The sequence below is a fragment of the Bacteroidales bacterium genome, assembly GCA_022647615.1.
In the GTDB taxonomy this organism is placed as follows: Bacteria; Bacteroidota; Bacteroidia; order Bacteroidales; family UBA932; genus Egerieousia.
The window spans coordinates 1,045,729-1,062,088 of the sequence record JALCKZ010000001.1 but is presented as its reverse complement, the minus strand read 5'-3'; the positions used below and the strand labels follow the sequence as shown (position 1 = coordinate 1,062,088).

The window sequence follows — 16,360 nt, the reverse complement described above, 5'->3', positions numbered from 1 at the left end:
CGGGAAAGGCTGCAAGAAAAGAGTATAAAAATGTCTATTTCATAGGCATCGGCGGAATAGGAATGAGCGCAATAGCAAGGTATTATAAACATGCCGGATGCAATGTCAGCGGATATGACCGCACTCCAAGCGACATCACAAAAGCGCTTGAGGCAGAGGGCATTGCAGTACACTATGAGGACACTCCTTCTTTAATCCCGACAGATAAAGAGAACACTTTAGTTATCTATACGCCTGCAATTCCTTCAGATATGAAGGAACTTGTAAAAGTAAATGAGGAGGGTTATGAAGTTGTAAAACGCTCCCGCGCTCTGGGTCACATCTCTGCAAATCAAGATTGTCTTGCAGTAAGCGGCAGTCATGGAAAGACCACTACAAGTACCTTGCTTGCACATATTTACACAAGCAGCGGCGTTGGCTGCAGCGCATTTTTGGGAGGAATTTCAAAGAACTACAACACAAATCTTTTGCTGAGCAAGAACCCCGTTCTTGTTGCTGAAGCGGATGAATTTGACCGTTCGTTCTTGCAGCTGTTCCCTCACATAGCCGTTGTAACTGCCACAGACCCTGACCATTTGGACATATACGGAAATGTAGAAAATATGCGCGCGGCATTTGCACAATTTGCCTCTCAAATAGATGCGGGCGGATACCTGGTAATGAAAAGAGGAATCAAATTAGATTTAACAAACGTAAAAGCAAAAGTTGTCACCTACTCTTACAAAGACAAGGCGGACTTCTATGCTTCTGATATAAAGCCAATTATTGAGGGAGGAAAAAACACCGGGCATTTTGATTTCACAATTAATTATTCCAGGGAGCTAATTGGAGGAACAGGAAAAATTGAACACTGCACTGTCGGAGTTCCGGGGTGGGTTTATATAGAAAATTCAGTAGCCGCAGCAGCAGTTGCATTGCTTGGAGGAATAAATGCGGATGAGATAAAGAAAGCAATTGCATCATTCTGCGGAGTAAAGAGAAGATTTGACATACATTATAACTCTCCGGAAATCACCTACATAGACGATTATGCACATCACCCTCAGGAGATAAGCACAACAATAAGCTCTATCAAAGAGGCATTCCCGGGAAGAAAGCTAACCGGAATTTTCCAGCCGCACTTGTACACAAGGACAAGGGATTTAGCACCCGACTTTGCTAAAAGTTTAAGTATGCTGGATTCTCTGATTCTCCTGGATATTTATCCTGCAAGAGAGCTCCCTATCCCGGGTGTAACTTCCAAGATAATTTTTGACAAAGTTACTGCGGAAGACAAGGTAATGATAATGAAAGAGGAACTTATGGACCTTATGGATAAGAGATTAGATGAACATAAAATTGATTTGCTGGTAACATTTGGTGCGGGGAATATAGACAGATTTATTGAACCTATCACAGAACTGATAGAAAAAAAATACGGTAAAAAGTAACCGTTAAAATTATGTGGCGTAAAGTTTTAATGACGTTGATTTATTTGTGCTTGACCGCAGCTCTTGTTGCGTACTTTTGGAGTGCGCAATGGCTTGCCAGTCAGAACATAGCAAAAGAACGTTGCCGCGCCATACATGTAACTTTGCTGGATAGTTCATTAAATAAATTCGTCTCAAAAAATGAGGTAGTAGATATTATCAACAGTTATAACGGAAACGTCATAGGAAAGCAAAATGGCAAAATAAATTTGGGCAACCTGGAGAACTTGCTGAATATGAAGAGCGCCGTAAAAGAGAGTCAAGTCTCTCTTACTCGCGACGGTGTACTAAATATTCAAATTAAACAGCGCAAGCCTATCATAAGAATTGAGACAGAAAACGGGGGATTCTACATAGATGAAGATGCATTTGTATTTCCGCTTATAGAAAAATACACATCCTATGTTCCAATTGCAACCGGTTATATTCCTATCTCAATTACGCCTGAAAAGCAAACGCTTAAGCAGATGGATAGCACCAACTGCATACGCAAGCTGCTTAAGCTTGGTAAGTTCCTGCAGGAGAATCCTTTCTGGAACGCACAGATTGAACAGATTTACTTTCAGCAAAACGGAGATGTTGCAATGTATACAAGAGTTGGAAAGCAGAGAATTGTTTTTGGAGAGCTGGATGACATACCTCAGAAGTTTAAAAAATTGTACGCATTCTATAAATATGTGATTCCAAATACCGGATGGGATAAATATAGCACGGTGAGCTTAAAATTTAAAAAGCAGATTGTTTGCACATTGGCCGGACAGGAGAAAGCATGGGACGTTCCCGCAGACACTCTAAAAATTCCCGCCAATACCGCGCAAAAAGATTCCACGGAAACGGAAATGACAACAATAAACTGATTATAAGTTAATTATAAGAAATATATAAAAATTTAAAATACTGCCAAACATTAAAATCATTATGAAAAATCTAATTGCAGCTGTTGATCTTGGAACAACAAAAATTGTTTGCACCGTCGGAGAAAGGACGGCCAGCGGAGTAAAAGTAATCGCCTACAGCGAGGTTCCCTCCAAGGGAATAGAGAGAGGAAGAGTTGTTAATGTAAAACAAGCTTTGATGTCTCTTGACCCTGCCGTAAAAAATGTAGAAAAGCAAATTGGCAAAAAGGTAAATCAGGTCTTTGTAGGTATTGCAGGTCAGGACATTAAATGCATTAGCCCGGAGCCTTGCCAATTTATAAGAGAGAATGCGGAGGAGATGATAACTCAGCAGGAGATTAATGACATTACAACGGGAATGTACAAGTCTAAATCTGAGGACGGATACAAAGTAATTTACGCTGTTCCGCAGTCATACAATGTAGACAATTACATGAGCGTTAAAGAAGCTGTCGGGATGATGGGAAAAAGCATTGTCTCCAGATTTAAATTATTTATAGGGAAGGATAACTCCAGACAATTGATTAAGAATGTGTTACAGATGGACAGGCTAGACATGATAGACCTTGTTCTGGAACCCGTCGCATCAGCAAAGGCAGTATTGACTGATGAAGAGATGGAAGTCGGAGTAGCACTTGTGGATATAGGCGGAGGCACATCTGATGTAATAGTAATCCAAGATAATATTATCAGACATGCCGGCATTATCCCGTTTGGCGGAAATAGCGTAACAGAAGATATTTGCATCGGATGCGGCATATCACAAAGACAGGCGGAAAAAATTAAAAAACAATTCGGCAGCTGTTTCAGCGATTATGCAGATGCTAATCAAACTATTCTTATCCAAGGAGTTGGCGGCAGCAATGACAAGGAAATACAACTAAAAACTCTTGCAAAAATTATTCAGGCAAGAATGGAAGAAATTCTTGAGGCTGCATGCTATCACATTGAGCAATCCGGCTTCAAAGATGCAATAAGAGGCGGCCTTGTTCTAACCGGCGGCGGAGCTCAGATTAGGAATATTATTAACCTTGCAAATTATGTTACCGGAATGGAGGCAAGAACAGCCAGTCCTACTAATTATACAATTGATGACAGCTCTGTAGATGAGGCAAAAACAACCGCAGCGTCAACATCAGTAGGTCTGCTTATTCATGGCTTCCAAATGATGGAAAATGAGGCTATAAGTTGCGAGAATTCCGTTATTGAGTTCCCGACAGAAGTAGAAGAGGAGACAGCTGTACCTGAGGCTGCAGCACCTGTTGAACAAAAGAGACCAAGAATAAGCAAGTGGGGTTCCAGAAAAAGGAGCCAGGAAAAAATTCAGCAGAAAGAGAGAGAAAAAGAGGAGGAAGAAAAACCAAACAGCGGCCGCAAGAGCGGAGGAATCCTTGGCGGTCTGTTTAGCGGCACAAGCTTGTTCAGCAATGATTATTCAAATGAGGCATAATACTCACGTATTTAGAATATTATAAAAATTATATATGATGGAAAATAACGATATTTTTGGACCGGGAAGTTCCGATTATCCAGAAGAGTTCCCCACTAGCAAGCCGATTATAAAAGTAATCGGAGTTGGAGGAGGCGGTGTAAACGTTGTTACGGAGATGTTCCACCAAAACCTGAAGGATGTTGACCTGATGATTTGCAATACAGATGTTCAATCATTGGAGTTAAGTCCTGTAGCAGAGAAAATTAAGCTAGGCGGAAATTTGGCGAAAGGCCTTGGTGCGGGATGCGATCCTGAACGCGGAAAACTTGCTGCGGAAGCCTCTATCCAGGCCATTAAAGATTCGCTCTCCGTAGACACAGAGATGGTCTTTATTACGGCATGTATGGGAGGAGGAACAGGAACAGGAGCAGCTCCGGTTATTGCAAAAGTTGCAAAAGATATGGGCAAGCTGACCGTTGCTGTTGTGACAATACCGTTCAGAGATGAGGGGAAAGAGGAAGTCATCAGGGCAATGCAGGGTTTAAGAAAACTCCAGAAATACGTTGATAGTCTTTTGATTATAGACAATCAAAAAATCTATAAAATCTTTGGAGACTTATCAATGTCAAAGGCATTCAAGAAGGCAAATGAAGTCTTGGTAATTGCCGTAAAAAGTATTTCCGAATTCATTACAAAACCTGGCGTTATTAACGTAGACTTTGCTGATGTAAAAATGGTAATGCAAGATGGCGGAATGGCAATCATGGGTATTGGAGAGGCAGAAGGGCCGGACAGAGCGCAGGAGGCGGTAAAGCAGGCATTTGAGTCCCCGCTTCTAAATGACTGCAACCTATCCACTTGCAAGGGAGCACTTGTTTACGTTTGCTGTTCTTATGATGTAGTTAAAATGTCTGAACTAAATCAGGTAGTACAATATGTTACAAGCTACACCGGAAATCCAAGCAAATTCAAGAGAGGCCTTATCAATGACCCGGATATGGGAGAGAAGATAAGCGTTACTATAGTCGCGACAGGATTTAATGTACAGAATCTACCTGAAGTTGAGGCAATTAACCCTAACATCCATGTAGTTGACAGAGACGGAGATGAAACAAAAGAGCCTACAAATGTCCTGGACTCAAAAAAGACAGTTTTAACCAATCCTAAAAACCCGTTAACAGGTAAAGATGTTGAGGTTGGAGATGGAGGCAGCGGGCCTTACACAAGCAAATATGCAAAGGGAGAGAAGCCTGCGCTAATTGTGGACGATGACAGCGACATTTTGCGGCTGGAAAATGAGCCCGCATATATGAGGAAAGGAAAAAAAAATGAAATAAAGAGAGCAACGGAAGGATTTGATTCTCAAGGTTATATGTTAAAGAACATGGATGGTAAAAACATCCTCTCAACTGATAACTCCTTCCTTCACAAAACACAAGACTAACAATTAAAAATGGCAGATTGAAAAATCTGCCATTTTTGTATCTTTGCAAACAGTTATGAAAGATAAAGTTACAAGAGTAAGATTTGCTCCAAGTCCTACGGGTCCTCTTCACATGGGAGGCGTGAGGACAGCGCTATACAACTACCTTTATGCAAAACAGCAAGGAGGCGTATTTGTGCTAAGAATAGAGGATACAGATTCTCAAAGATTTGTACCGGGAGCCGAAAAATATATTATTGAATCTTTAAAATGGTGCAATATACTCCCGACAGAAGGTATTGATAAAGAGGGAAATGTAGTTGAAACTCCAAGTGCGGAGCACCCTTTTGCCCCCTATCGCCAAAGTCAGAGAAAGCCCATATATCGCAAATATGCAGAACAGCTTATTGCAAGCGGCAATGCATATTATGCATTTGATACTCCGGAAGAGCTGGACGCAAAAAGGCAAGAAGCAGAGGCAAATCACTCCACATTCATCTATAATTTCCAGAACCGCAATCAGTTAAGGAATTCTTTAACTATGCCCGCTGATGAAGTTGAAAAACTTTTAAAGACAACAAATCACTGGACAATCAGATTCAAAATTCCGGAAGGAGAAACGGTAGCAATGGACGATTTAATCCGCGGCCACATAGAGGTTGAAACAAATACGCTGGATGACAAAGTTTTATGGAAAGCGGTGGATGAACTTCCTACATACCATCTTGCAAACATAGTGGATGACCATCTTATGGAAATAACGGAAGTAATCCGCGGTGCGGAATGGCTTCCTTCACTTCCTCTGCATTACCTTCTATATAAGGCATTTGGCTGGCAAGATTCTCAGCCGCGCTTTGCACATCTTTCTCTTTTGCTTAAACCGGACGGCAAAGGAAAACTTAGCAAGAGAGATGGTGACCGTCTTGGATTTCCCGTCTTCCCTCTTAAATGGACCAGCCCAACAGGTGAGGTATCAAGAGGTTACAGAGAAGATGGATATTATCCGGAAGCTTTTGTAAACATGCTTGCGCTGCTTGGATGGAATCCGGGAACAGAGCAGGAAATTTTTACGCTTGATGAACTTGCCAAAGTATTTTCTTTTGACAGAGTTATAAAATCGGGCGCACGCTTTAATCCGGAAAAGGCAAAATGGTTTAATGAACAATACCTTAGGATGAGAACTCCTGAACAACTTGCAAAAGAATTCATACCAATCTTGCAAAATTCTGAGGCCCAATGTCCTGCAGTATCAGACTTAAAATTTATAACTCAAGTTTGCGGCTTAATAAAAGAACGCGCTCACTTTGTAGGAGACTTCAGCGGAATTTGCAAATGCCTTTTCAAGGCTCCGGAAAATTATGAAGAAAAAGATGTAGCAAAATTCTGCAAACCTGAAATCAAAGCAGCAATGGAGAAAATGCTTGAACATATCAAGGCTGCCAAAGTAGAAGATTATCCGTCGGGAGGAAAAAATTCAGAAGATATTGACACTTACAAAACTCAGTGCTGCAACAAAATAGAGGAAATGCTTACAAGCTTCATCAATGAGAACGGATGGAAGATGGGAAGCATAATGAATACTATTCGTCTTTATTTAACGGGAACTTCCTGCGGCCTTGGAATTGCCGATTTGATTTATTTCATGGGCAAGGAAGAGGCGGTGAAAAGAATAGAGAAAGGAATAACTAAAACATTTTAACTAATATGAAGAAATTATTGTTACTGGTTATTGCTCTTGGAGTTATAGCCGCAAACGCATTGGCTCAGAAGAAGGTTACTTTTTACGGCAACCAGAATCAGGACCAATCATCCGTTCAGGGGCAGCAGGTTAAACAAGGTGAGATTAAAAAAGACATCTTGTACGTAGATTATTTCACAAAGTCTCCAGACCTTCCTGTAGTTTATATGCAAGCTGCAAGAAATCAGGTTATTGCCGGACTTATCAACCGCGGAAGATTGCAGATAGTTGATGGAGAAAGTTTTTACCGCGGAGGATTTTCCCGGAGAAGTTCAGAAGATATGATTAAGAGAAGCGGTGCCAGATATGTTATCTGGGGTACGTTGGACCGCTATGAATATAAGAGAGAGGGCAAGCCGGGCAAAATGAGCTGCATGGCAAGAATGCATGTTTCTCTGTATGGGCAAGATTTGCAAAACGGCAGAATGTTTAACCCCGATGATATCCAAATTTCAGGCTGGGGCCCCAACATGGATGCTGCTGATGCAGAGGCGCTTAGCAATATTTGCAACAGGATAGATTATTTTGTTGAGGAGAATTGCAAGTTTGAAGCTCCGGTACTTCAACTTTGTGACCCGGACGACAGAGGCAGAGTTGATTTGTATATTGGTGCGGGAAGCGATATGGGAGTAAAAAACACAGACCAGTTTGAAATTTACAAAATCACCGATATTCAAGGGCATTCATCCCAAACAAAAATTGGAACCGTAACTGTAAGAGGCGTTGAAGGCGCTTCCCTATCCAGATGCAGAACCAAGAAAAAACAAGCCAACGCTATTGTTGAGGCATTCAACAGCGGCGCAAAGCTGATTGCAGTCTCCGCAGGTGAATCCTTGTTTTAACAGATTTAACATATCCAATAGATAATCCATTAGCGGAGCGGCTGTAAGACGCGCAGACTGGCGTACAACGCCAGTGCATCCTCGTGGCGAAGCCACGTAAACCCCTAATTGCCTTGCCGCTTTGTGGCAAGGCAACTTTTTTGCAGCTTGCTGCAAAAAGGAAAAGGCAAGGCAACTTTTTTTTGCAGCTTGCTGCAAAAAGAGAAAGGCAAGGCAACTTTTTTTGCAGCAAACTGCAAAAAAAAAGAGCGTGCTTTTCAGCACGCTCTAAAACTCATTAAAGTGAAAACTAATATTATACTGTAGTATTATATTTTCTCAACATTAACTGCGTTCATTCCCTTCTTACCTTGCGCCTCATCATACTTTACCTTGTCACCCTCGGTAAGTCTAACGCCTTCTTTAAGGCCTGTTCTGTGTACGAAGATGTCCTCGGTACCGTCTGTTGGGATTATAAAACCAAATCCCTTCTCAGAGTTGAAGAATTTTACTGTTCCTTCTTTCATTGTAAAAAAAATTAATTGGTTAAAAATGTTCTGCTAAGGTATAAATAAAATGCCCCGTTGTATCAAATACTGCAAAAAATCTTGATTATTTCTTAACTATAAAGGCCAAATAGCCCATTTTTAGCCCATAAAAGTGTAAATTTGCGCCGTCCGCAGGGGAGAACGGTCAGTTTAATCTTAAATTAAAAAGTCATGAAAAATAAAGGTCTTATTTTAATTACGGGGGCTACAGGCTACATTGGCTCTCACACAGTTGTTGAATTAATTAATGCCGGGTATGATGTTGTGGGGGTGGATAATTTTTACAATTCCACCGCAAAAGTACTAGATGGAATTAAAAAAATAGTTGGATTCAATATAAAGTTTGAACAAGTAGATTGCTCTGATTATAAGGCCTTTGAAAAAGTATTTGATAAGTACCCGCAAATTGAGGGAGCTATTCATTTTGCAGCGTGCAAAGCTGTTGGAGAGAGCATAGAGAAGCCGTTGCTATATTACCGCAACAATATTGTATCTCTTCTGAATTTGATTGATTTGATGAAGAAGAAGGCAAAGCGCGCTAACATTGTATTCTCCTCATCTTGCACTGTTTACGGACAGCCGGCCAAGAAATATCTTCCAATTCCGGAAACTGCTCCGCTTGTAAAATCACCATCTCCCTATGGAAAATCAAAGCAGATGGCGGAGGATATTTTATCCGATAGCGTAGTTGCTTTTCCTGAGTTAAAAGTCTGTGCGCTAAGGTATTTCAATCCAATAGGCGCGCATCCGACTGCATATATCGGAGAACTTCCAAACGGAGTTCCAATGAATCTTGTACCATTTATCACCCAGACCGCTGCAGGAATCAGGGACCATTTGAATGTTTTTGGCGATGACTATAATACTCCCGACGGCTCATGCATAAGGGATTACATCTATGTTGTGGATTTGGCAAAGGCTCATGTAAAAGCTTTGGACAAACTTCTTGGAGAAGAACCGCAGGCAAAAAAAGCCGCAGTTAAGAAAATAGTTGTAGCAAAAAATTCACCTTATCCTGCTGCCGAAGCAAGCGGAAGATGGTTTGTTTATAATCTTGGAACAGGCAAGGGACTCTCTGTCCTTCAGCTTGTTAAGGGCTTTATCAAGGCAACCGGAGTTAAATTCAATTATGTAATTGCCCCTCGCCGAAAAGGTGATGTTGAGCAAGTTTGGGCTGACCCATCTAAAGCCAAAAAAGAGCTTGGCTGGAAAGCCGCAACTCCTATAGCTGAAGTATTGAAATCTGCATGGAAGTGGCAGCAGACTTTGCCAAAAAAATAGCAAGCCGCCAAACAAGGTTATTTACTGAGCAATAAAGCGATAGACAATTTCACCAATTTGCGGATTGGCTGCAGTTTCTGATGCGGAAAAGCGGGAACGTCTTGCTGCATTTAGTGCTGCTGCACGAATGCATCCGTCTGAAACAGAAGAACCCTCAATTATTTGAGCGCCGGTAACGTATCCGTTCCTGCCAACGGAAATTCTGACACTTACATCTCCTCCGCTCTGGCATTTGTAAACAGGTATGGGAAGAGAAAAAGCATTACGGCCGTCAAGAGTCCACGATAAAACAGAAGGCCCTTTATATGGCTTAGCATCAGACTTTTTCACGGGCGCTGCATTAGGAACATTATCAACGCCATCGGGTTGAATATCATATTTCCTTGCCTCCTTGATTCTTTTCTGAACCTCAGCCGCCTCTTTGTAAAGTTCCTTAGTATTGCTGTTGCGGTCATCTTTTAAAGACCCGCCGCTCCGTTGAACCGGAATGCTCTTATACTCTTGCACCGGCCGGCCGGCAAGTTGTTCAGCAAGCTCGCTCTTTGCAAGATTTTTAACCTCCTCTTGCTTCTGAATCTTCTCATCTTTCTGCTCCTGCGCTAGCTTTCCCTCAGAATCAGTAACGAATGAAGTCTCCTGTGTAACAACGGTATGGATGGATATAGCAAGAAGGATAATCAGCAAAATCAAATGGAACGCAATAGTAGCAAAAAGCCCAATGTGCTTCCCTTTTTTCACACGGGCTTCATACAATTGCTCCTCCGATTTCTGTTCAGGAACACTATTTTTTTGATTCTCCTCCACGGTCTCTTTTAAAAATTCCACTCTTGAGTTTAACCGTTAAACTATTTTAATGCAATCTTCCCCTTCAGGGCTTTCTCTATTGTAGCCACTAAAATATTGATAGCTACAGTATTGTGACCTCCCTGCGGCACAATTATATTTGCATATCTCTTGCTTGGCTCAATGAACTGAAGATGCATGGGCTTTACTGTTTCCTGATATCTCTTAAGAACCTGCTCAACATTTTTGCCTCTCTCCTGAGTATCTCTTCTAATCACTCTGCTCAGGCGGTCATCAGCATCTGCATCCACAAACACCAATATATCAAGCAATTTGCGTAGCTCCTCACAAGTGAAAATCAAAATGCCCTCAATAATAATAATTGTAGCAGGCTCAATATGAACAGTTTCCGTTGTTGACCTGGAACACGTGACATAAGAATAAACCGGCTCCTCTATGCTCTTCCCCGCCTTCAGCTTTTTTAAATCGCTTATAAGCAAATCAAAATCAATAGAATTGGGGTGGTCAAAATTGTGCACCGCCTTCTCCTCCGGAGTAAGATTGCTGCTATCCTTGTAATAAGAATCTTGAGAGATGACAACCACATCCTCCGGCTTCAACAATTTTTTCAGCTTGTTTACAACAGTTGTTTTTCCGGAACCGGTCCCGCCGGCAATTCCAATGATTAACATGATATTTTTATTTTTATTTTCTGTCGCGACAGATATTTAATTACCTAAAAATCAGCATTTTTTGGAGTTCTTGGGAATGGTATCACATCTCTGATATTGGCCATGCCCGTAACAAACAAAAGCAGTCTCTCAAAGCCAAGACCAAAGCCGCTGTGAGGACAAGTCCCCCATTTCCTTGTGTCAATATACCACCACAAATTCTTGGTGTCCATCTTAAGCTCATTGATTCTGTTCATCAATTTTTCATAAGAAGCCTCCCTCTCTGAACCGCCGATAATTTCTCCAATCTTAGGGAACAAAACGTCCATTGCCTTAACGGTTTTTCCGTCATCATTTTGCTTCATGTAGAATGCTTTAATATCCTTAGGATAACCAGTTACAATTACAGGTTTCTTAAAATATTCCTCTACAAGATATCTCTCATGCTCGCTCTGCAAATCAATTCCCCAGCTAACCGGATACTCAAATTTCTTTCCGCTCTTCATAAGAATATCAATCCCATCTGTGTACTCAAGTCTCTGGAACTTGGTGTCAACCACACCTTTAAGACGCTCAATAAGACCTTTGTCAAACATATCGTTCAAGAACTGCAAATCCTCCGCACAGTTATCCAAAGCATACTGAACAAGATGCTTAATAAAATCTTCCGCAAGCTCCATATTATCATTGATATCATAGAAAGCCATCTCCGGCTCAATCATCCAAAACTCTGCAAGATGTCTTGGAGTATTTGAATTCTCTGCACGGAACGTAGGACCAAAAGTGTAAATCTTTCCTAGAGCTGTTGCTCCAAGTTCTCCTTCCAGCTGACCGCTAACAGTAAGAGCTGTTTGCTTTCCAAAGAAATCATCCTCAAAATTTACCTTGCCGTCTTTTGTCTTTGGAATATTATTCAAATCCATGGTGGTTACCTGGAACATCTCTCCGGCACCCTCGCAATCAGACTCTGTAATCAGCGGAGTATGAAGATAGTAGAAACCTCTCTCATTAAAATATTTATGAATGGCAAATGCCATTGCGTTCCTGATTCTAAAGACGCATCCAAAAGTATTGGTCCTCATTCTCATGTGAGCAATCTCTCTCAAAAACTCCATTGAGTGTCCCTTCTTCTGAAGAGGATAAGTTGCAACATCTGCAGTCCCGTAAATCTCAACGCTTTCAGCCTGAACCTCTACGCTCTGTCCCTTGCCCATGCTCTCAACAAGTTTACCTTTAACGCAAAGACATGCACCGGTTGTAACGTCCTTCAAACTCTCCTCAGAGAATTTTTGTCCGTCACAAACAACTTGAATATTTTTAACGGTGCTTCCATCATTCATTGCAATGAAAGCAACATTTTTATTTCCTCTTTTTGTTCTTACCCATCCCTTTACAACAACTTCACTACCAGGCTTCTCCTGGAACAGCTGCTTAATGTTTTTTCTCTGAATTTCGCCCATTTTAAAATACTCCTATTATCAAACGTTTATATTATTCTCTATTATTTCTAACTTAAACTAATCTTTTCTTTAGTTCCAATTTTAATCCCGACAGTCTATCTCACGTATCTTTTTATCGCCTTCGCCCAAATGGCATAACCCTCCGCCGTAACGTGCAATCCATCAGGAGATATAGCCGGATTCATCACCTGGTCCTTTGCCGGCATGTTGAGGTCAGCCTTGCCTCCCGCCAGAAACAGCGGGTACAAATTTATAAACTTAACGTGTTCTTTGCGAGCCACCTCTGCCAAACCCGCATTAATTTCAGAAATCATAGCGGTCTTGCCGGTCAATCTTTTATATCTTTTAAAACTCTCATTTATAGGGAGCAAGCTCATCATATAAATTTTTGTACGGGGAGTTTCAGCCTTTATTTTTTCAACTAAATTTTTTACCAAAACAATAATAGAATCTGCTGTTAAATCATGACTTACATCATTGGCCCCGGTAATTAAAAATATTTTTTTAGGCTCTCCTTTAACAACATCTCCCAATCTGTCAGAAATTCCATCTGCTATGTCACCAATAATTCCGCGGTTTCTGATAGCCCCTCCCCTTCTTGCAAGCCTCTGATTTGCAGCAGGAAAATAAGTATCCCATTTGCCACCTTCTATTAAAGAGTTGCCAAGAAAAACAATGTCTTCTTTGCAAATCGGACTCTCCTTTGCAAACTGTTCAAGTCTTGTATAATAATAATTAGTGTACTTAGCCCCATCTTTCTGCGCCATCGGATTTAGGTTCTGAGCCTCGGTAGCAGTCTTTACAAGATCCTGAGCATCAGCTTTTAGCATAGACGCCGTCAGCACAGCAAAAACAGCCGCGGAAAAAATTACCACGTGCAGAACTGCAGCAATAAATATATTACTTTTTCTAAATGACATCTTTATACCAATATCCCTATGCTAATTCTTTAACTCGCCAAATCCCATAGCCTTATAGATTTTCTTAGGCAGGTCAATATTATTTTGTCTTCCGCTAAACATCTGACTGCAAGCGCCTACGGCAAAAACGGGAACGGCTCCTCCTGTATGTGAACTGGTAGTCCATCCAATGTGCGCCACCTTGCTCAAAGAATCAACAGGCTCCTGCTTCAAATAATTATCAACGGTAATTTTTTCCTTCTGAACTTTCTTTAAAGTAACATCCACTCCGGATAAATCATAAGTGTAACCCTTTGTACGTCCAAGAGTTAGACCGCCGGTTTCATGATCGGCAGTTACAACTATTAAAGTCTCTTTTGGATGTTTCTTATAAAATTCAAAAGCCACTTTTATAGCTTCATCCATATCAATGGTTTCTGTAATAACACCAGTCATGTCATTATCATGAGCGGCCCAATCAATCTTTCCTCCCTCACACATCATAAAAAATCCTTTGTCATTAGGCTTGTAAAGAAAATCTATTGCAGATGTAACTACCTGCTTAAGAGTTAAATCCTTTGGACCTCTCTCCATCACATAAGGAAGGATATCATTAACTCTGGATGTGTCAGACTGGAAAAGAATCATTTTTTTTGCGCCTGCGGCTTTCTTTGCTTTATAATCATCTACTCCATAAGCAACTGTATATCCGCACTTTGCAACGTTATCATAAATATTCTTTTTTGCATTTGCAATTTTTTTGTTGTTAACGCCGTCAAAACCGCCGCCTCCAAAAAAGTCAAAACCGCTCTTTGGAAGCTGCATTGCTATATCATAATACCCGTCCCTGTCAGCTGAATGCGCATAAAAACCGGCAGGCGTAGCATGATCTATCGTGACGGTAGTCATGATTCCAATCTTAACTCCGGCATCATGCAAAAAATAAGTAAACTGTCTCAAATTTGTAGAGTCCGGTCCCATCCCGACAATATTATTTCTTGTCTTATGCCCTGTAGCCAAAGCAGTTGCAGCGGCAGAAGAACAAGTAATCATATTGCTGTAAGAATAAGTTGTTGCCATTCCCATAACCGGAAACTGCGTAAAACAAAGCGGATCGCTTCCCGGAACGTGACCATTTTCTGTAGCAAGATATGCCTCAGTAAGAGAGACATGGGAAAAGCCCATTCCATCTCCAATAAAAAAGAAAACATACTTGGCCCTTGGAGCCTGTTTCTTCACCGGTGTCTTTGCATAAGATGCTGAAACAACAAACATTACAGCAGCCAAACACAAGACTGTTCTACGTACAATTTTATTAAATTCCATCTCTTTTATAGATTATTTCATTATCCCGGCAGACGGCAAAATAAGCCGCAGCGGAGCCTACAAATTTAGCAATAAAAAAAGCCGCAGAAAACATCTGCGGCTCTTTTTATTATATATACAAAGGTTACTAGTCAGCAAGTTTTGCAGCTGTAGACCTTGTACGTGCAACATACATGATTTTTAGAGCGGAGCAACGTCTTAGCTCTTGCTTGATATCGGAAATGATACCCATGCGGACGTTCTCATCAGCTTTAATGGAAACAGTCATTAATTCCTTGTCTCCCTCCGCCATACCCTCTCTTTCAGAGGCTATGAAGTCGCGGATATCGCCAACTGTTCTAAATGAATCATTTAATTGGATACGTGCGTCTGTTCCAAACTGTATCTGCTTAGAAGGTATAGGCGTACCAACGTAGATATATGAAGCCAAATCCTTTCTCTCCAGCTTGACATTCTCAGTTGCCTCCGGCAATTTAACCGTAACCAACTTATTAGTCTGGCGGAATGAAGTTGAAATCATAAAGAAGAACAGCAACATGAACACAACATCAGGAAGTGATGCAGTGCTAATTGCCGGAGCTTTCTTTTTATTACTTTCTCTAAATCTTCCCATAATAATTTCTCCTATTTGCCTCTAACATCTCTTGGTTCTGCCTCTGAAATACTCTGAGGTATTGCATCACGAACTATCTTCTGATGATCCTCATCCAGCGCAGCATACTTCTTTCCATAGTTTTGCATTGCAAACGCGTCGCGGACCTCATCAAATGCTCTAACAATTTCATTTTGAACTTGTATGTAAGCATTGTAACTAGTACCACGGTCATTCTGCAAGGAAACAACACCCTTGGAAACCGCATAATTGCCAAATCCCTTAACGTTGATAGTCTCTCTTTCCGGAAGATTAGGATCGTTTGCAGGATTGGTAATAAATTCAACTATTTTATCCTTGATTTGACTCACGTCCATAGGCTGAGAACCAACCAAAATTCTATCATTGGAGTTAATCTTAACAATGATCACATTTCTACGGTTGATCTTTACATCTTGCTGCTGCTGGTGCTCTTGCATAGGAGGTAAACGTCTCTGAATACCTTTATCTACATCCATGGTTGTTGTAACCAGGAAGAAAACCAGAAGCAAGAATGCAATATCGGCTTGCGAACTTGCGTTAATCTGAGGAGTTTCTTTAGTAGCCATAATTTATTTTCTCTGTTTGAATAAACCGCTCAATACTGAGCACAAGAAAGCGCCGACAAGAAGGATAATACTCAAAATCAATGAAGCATCAATCCACTTTAGCGTCATGTGCGTAGGAGGAGTGGTAACGTGAGCATCAACCGGATTGCCGGAAGCAATCAGGAATGATACCAAACATAATAATACTACAACACCAAATTCCCAAAGGGTCTTCTTGTTGCTGCCGCCTGAACGATAGAAGAAAGGCAATACCAAAGTGATAACAACAGCTAAAGCGCAAAGAATGTAAGCCCAATCAAGAATTGTGCTGACCATCTTGTTCCCGGAGCCATTAAGAACATAAAATCCCAGGCAGACGATAACAGAGATGATGTATATTATGTATGTAAAAATTTTTGCTGATTTAGACATAC

Annotated in this window: 16 protein-coding genes; 7 read left to right on the top strand and 9 right to left on the bottom strand. The window is 41.0% G+C overall.

Translation table 11 applies throughout. The features are described 5' to 3' along the window. The first annotated feature begins 62 nt into the window (after window positions 1-62). The 6 genes from murC to LKM37_04585 all read left to right on the top strand — a co-directional run bounded on the left by murC (window position 63) and on the right by LKM37_04585 (window position 7,800). On the top strand, window positions 63-1,430 hold the full coding sequence (gene murC, locus LKM37_04610) for a UDP-N-acetylmuramate--L-alanine ligase (GenBank protein ID MCI1720284.1): 1,368 nt from the start codon (window positions 63-65) through the stop codon (window positions 1,428-1,430). Between the two features lie 11 nt (window positions 1,431-1,441). After that, complete coding sequence (locus LKM37_04605) at window positions 1,442-2,326, top strand: hypothetical protein (protein ID MCI1720283.1); 885 nt, start codon at window positions 1,442-1,444, stop codon at window positions 2,324-2,326. Between the two features lie 61 nt (window positions 2,327-2,387). Further along, window positions 2,388-3,815 carry a cell division protein FtsA gene (ftsA, locus tag LKM37_04600; protein MCI1720282.1) on the top strand — a complete coding sequence of 476 codons (1,428 nt, stop codon included), beginning with the start codon at window positions 2,388-2,390 and terminating at the stop codon, window positions 3,813-3,815. Between the two features lie 34 nt (window positions 3,816-3,849). Next, on the top strand, window positions 3,850-5,241 hold the full coding sequence (gene ftsZ / locus LKM37_04595) for a cell division protein FtsZ (protein MCI1720281.1): 1,392 nt from the start codon (window positions 3,850-3,852) through the stop codon (window positions 5,239-5,241). A gap of 55 nt (window positions 5,242-5,296) precedes the next feature. Beyond that, a complete protein-coding gene (gene gltX / locus LKM37_04590) occupies window positions 5,297-6,919 on the top strand; it encodes a glutamate--tRNA ligase (protein MCI1720280.1) in 1,623 nt (540 codons plus the stop codon). Window positions 6,920-6,924: 5 nt separating this feature from the next. Then, window positions 6,925-7,800, top strand: coding sequence for a hypothetical protein (locus tag LKM37_04585; protein MCI1720279.1), 876 nt, complete (start codon window positions 6,925-6,927; stop codon window positions 7,798-7,800). A gap of 308 nt (window positions 7,801-8,108) precedes the next feature. Here the strand turns inward: LKM37_04585 and LKM37_04580 are convergent, their stop codons facing one another. Next, complete coding sequence (locus LKM37_04580; protein MCI1720278.1) at window positions 8,109-8,306, bottom strand: cold-shock protein; 198 nt, start codon at window positions 8,304-8,306, stop codon at window positions 8,109-8,111. A gap of 192 nt (window positions 8,307-8,498) precedes the next feature. Between LKM37_04580 and galE the strand changes: the two genes are divergently transcribed. Beyond that, window positions 8,499-9,608 (top strand): UDP-glucose 4-epimerase GalE, encoded by a 1,110-nt coding sequence (galE, locus tag LKM37_04575; GenBank protein MCI1720277.1) that lies wholly within the window; start codon window positions 8,499-8,501, stop codon window positions 9,606-9,608. A 21-nt stretch (window positions 9,609-9,629) separates the two neighbouring features. On the opposite strand, the gene LKM37_04570 is transcribed toward galE, so the two are convergent. From LKM37_04570 to LKM37_04535, 8 genes are all read right to left on the bottom strand, one after another. Continuing rightward, a complete protein-coding gene (locus LKM37_04570) occupies window positions 9,630-10,433 on the bottom strand; it encodes a hypothetical protein (GenBank protein MCI1720276.1) in 804 nt (267 codons plus the stop codon). A 20-nt stretch (window positions 10,434-10,453) separates the two neighbouring features. Then, window positions 10,454-11,083, bottom strand: a complete 630-nt coding sequence (gene udk / locus LKM37_04565) for a uridine kinase (GenBank protein ID MCI1720275.1) — start codon at window positions 11,081-11,083, stop codon at window positions 10,454-10,456. A 44-nt stretch (window positions 11,084-11,127) separates the two neighbouring features. Next, window positions 11,128-12,522: an asparagine--tRNA ligase gene (gene asnS, locus LKM37_04560; protein MCI1720274.1), complete on the bottom strand. Its 1,395-nt coding sequence runs from the start codon at window positions 12,520-12,522 to the stop codon at window positions 11,128-11,130. A 95-nt stretch (window positions 12,523-12,617) separates the two neighbouring features. Next, window positions 12,618-13,442, bottom strand: coding sequence for a GDSL-type esterase/lipase family protein (locus tag LKM37_04555; GenBank protein MCI1720273.1), 825 nt, complete (start codon window positions 13,440-13,442; stop codon window positions 12,618-12,620). Window positions 13,443-13,463: 21 nt separating this feature from the next. Beyond that, window positions 13,464-14,696 (bottom strand): alkaline phosphatase, encoded by a 1,233-nt coding sequence (locus tag LKM37_04550; protein MCI1720272.1) that lies wholly within the window; start codon window positions 14,694-14,696, stop codon window positions 13,464-13,466. Between the two features lie 178 nt (window positions 14,697-14,874). Continuing rightward, window positions 14,875-15,360 (bottom strand): biopolymer transporter ExbD, encoded by a 486-nt coding sequence (locus tag LKM37_04545; GenBank protein ID MCI1720271.1) that lies wholly within the window; start codon window positions 15,358-15,360, stop codon window positions 14,875-14,877. A gap of 11 nt (window positions 15,361-15,371) precedes the next feature. Beyond that, window positions 15,372-15,947 (bottom strand): biopolymer transporter ExbD, encoded by a 576-nt coding sequence (locus LKM37_04540; protein MCI1720270.1) that lies wholly within the window; start codon window positions 15,945-15,947, stop codon window positions 15,372-15,374. 3 nt (window positions 15,948-15,950) lie between these two features. After that, on the bottom strand, window positions 15,951-16,358 hold the full coding sequence (locus tag LKM37_04535) for a hypothetical protein (GenBank protein MCI1720269.1): 408 nt from the start codon (window positions 16,356-16,358) through the stop codon (window positions 15,951-15,953). Window positions 16,359-16,360 lie beyond the last annotated feature (2 nt).

Bases quoted from the DNA above. Each gene is read 5' to 3' on its own strand.
- murC (MCI1720284.1), top strand. From the start codon at position 63: ATGAGCGCAATAGCAAGGTATTATAAACATGCCGGATGCAATGTCAGC.
- LKM37_04605 (MCI1720283.1), top strand. From the start codon at position 1,442: ATGTGGCGTAAAGTTTTAATGACGTTGATTTATTTGTGCTTGACCGCA.
- ftsA (MCI1720282.1), top strand. From the start codon at position 2,388: ATGAAAAATCTAATTGCAGCTGTTGATCTTGGAACAACAAAAATTGTT.
- ftsZ (MCI1720281.1), top strand. From the start codon at position 3,850: ATGATGGAAAATAACGATATTTTTGGACCGGGAAGTTCCGATTATCCA.
- gltX (MCI1720280.1), top strand. From the start codon at position 5,297: ATGAAAGATAAAGTTACAAGAGTAAGATTTGCTCCAAGTCCTACGGGT.
- LKM37_04585 (MCI1720279.1), top strand. From the start codon at position 6,925: ATGAAGAAATTATTGTTACTGGTTATTGCTCTTGGAGTTATAGCCGCA.
- LKM37_04580 (MCI1720278.1), bottom strand. From the start codon at position 8,306: ATGAAAGAAGGAACAGTAAAATTCTTCAACTCTGAGAAGGGATTTGGT.
- galE (MCI1720277.1), top strand. From the start codon at position 8,499: ATGAAAAATAAAGGTCTTATTTTAATTACGGGGGCTACAGGCTACATT.
- udk (MCI1720275.1), bottom strand. From the start codon at position 11,083: ATGTTAATCATTGGAATTGCCGGCGGGACCGGTTCCGGAAAAACAACT.
- asnS (MCI1720274.1), bottom strand. From the start codon at position 12,522: ATGGGCGAAATTCAGAGAAAAAACATTAAGCAGCTGTTCCAGGAGAAG.
- LKM37_04555 (MCI1720273.1), bottom strand. From the start codon at position 13,442: ATGTCATTTAGAAAAAGTAATATATTTATTGCTGCAGTTCTGCACGTG.
- LKM37_04550 (MCI1720272.1), bottom strand. From the start codon at position 14,696: ATGTTTGTTGTTTCAGCATCTTATGCAAAGACACCGGTGAAGAAACAG.
- LKM37_04545 (MCI1720271.1), bottom strand. From the start codon at position 15,360: ATGGGAAGATTTAGAGAAAGTAATAAAAAGAAAGCTCCGGCAATTAGC.
- LKM37_04540 (MCI1720270.1), bottom strand. From the start codon at position 15,947: ATGGCTACTAAAGAAACTCCTCAGATTAACGCAAGTTCGCAAGCCGAT.
- LKM37_04535 (MCI1720269.1), bottom strand. From the start codon at position 16,358: ATGTCTAAATCAGCAAAAATTTTTACATACATAATATACATCATCTCT.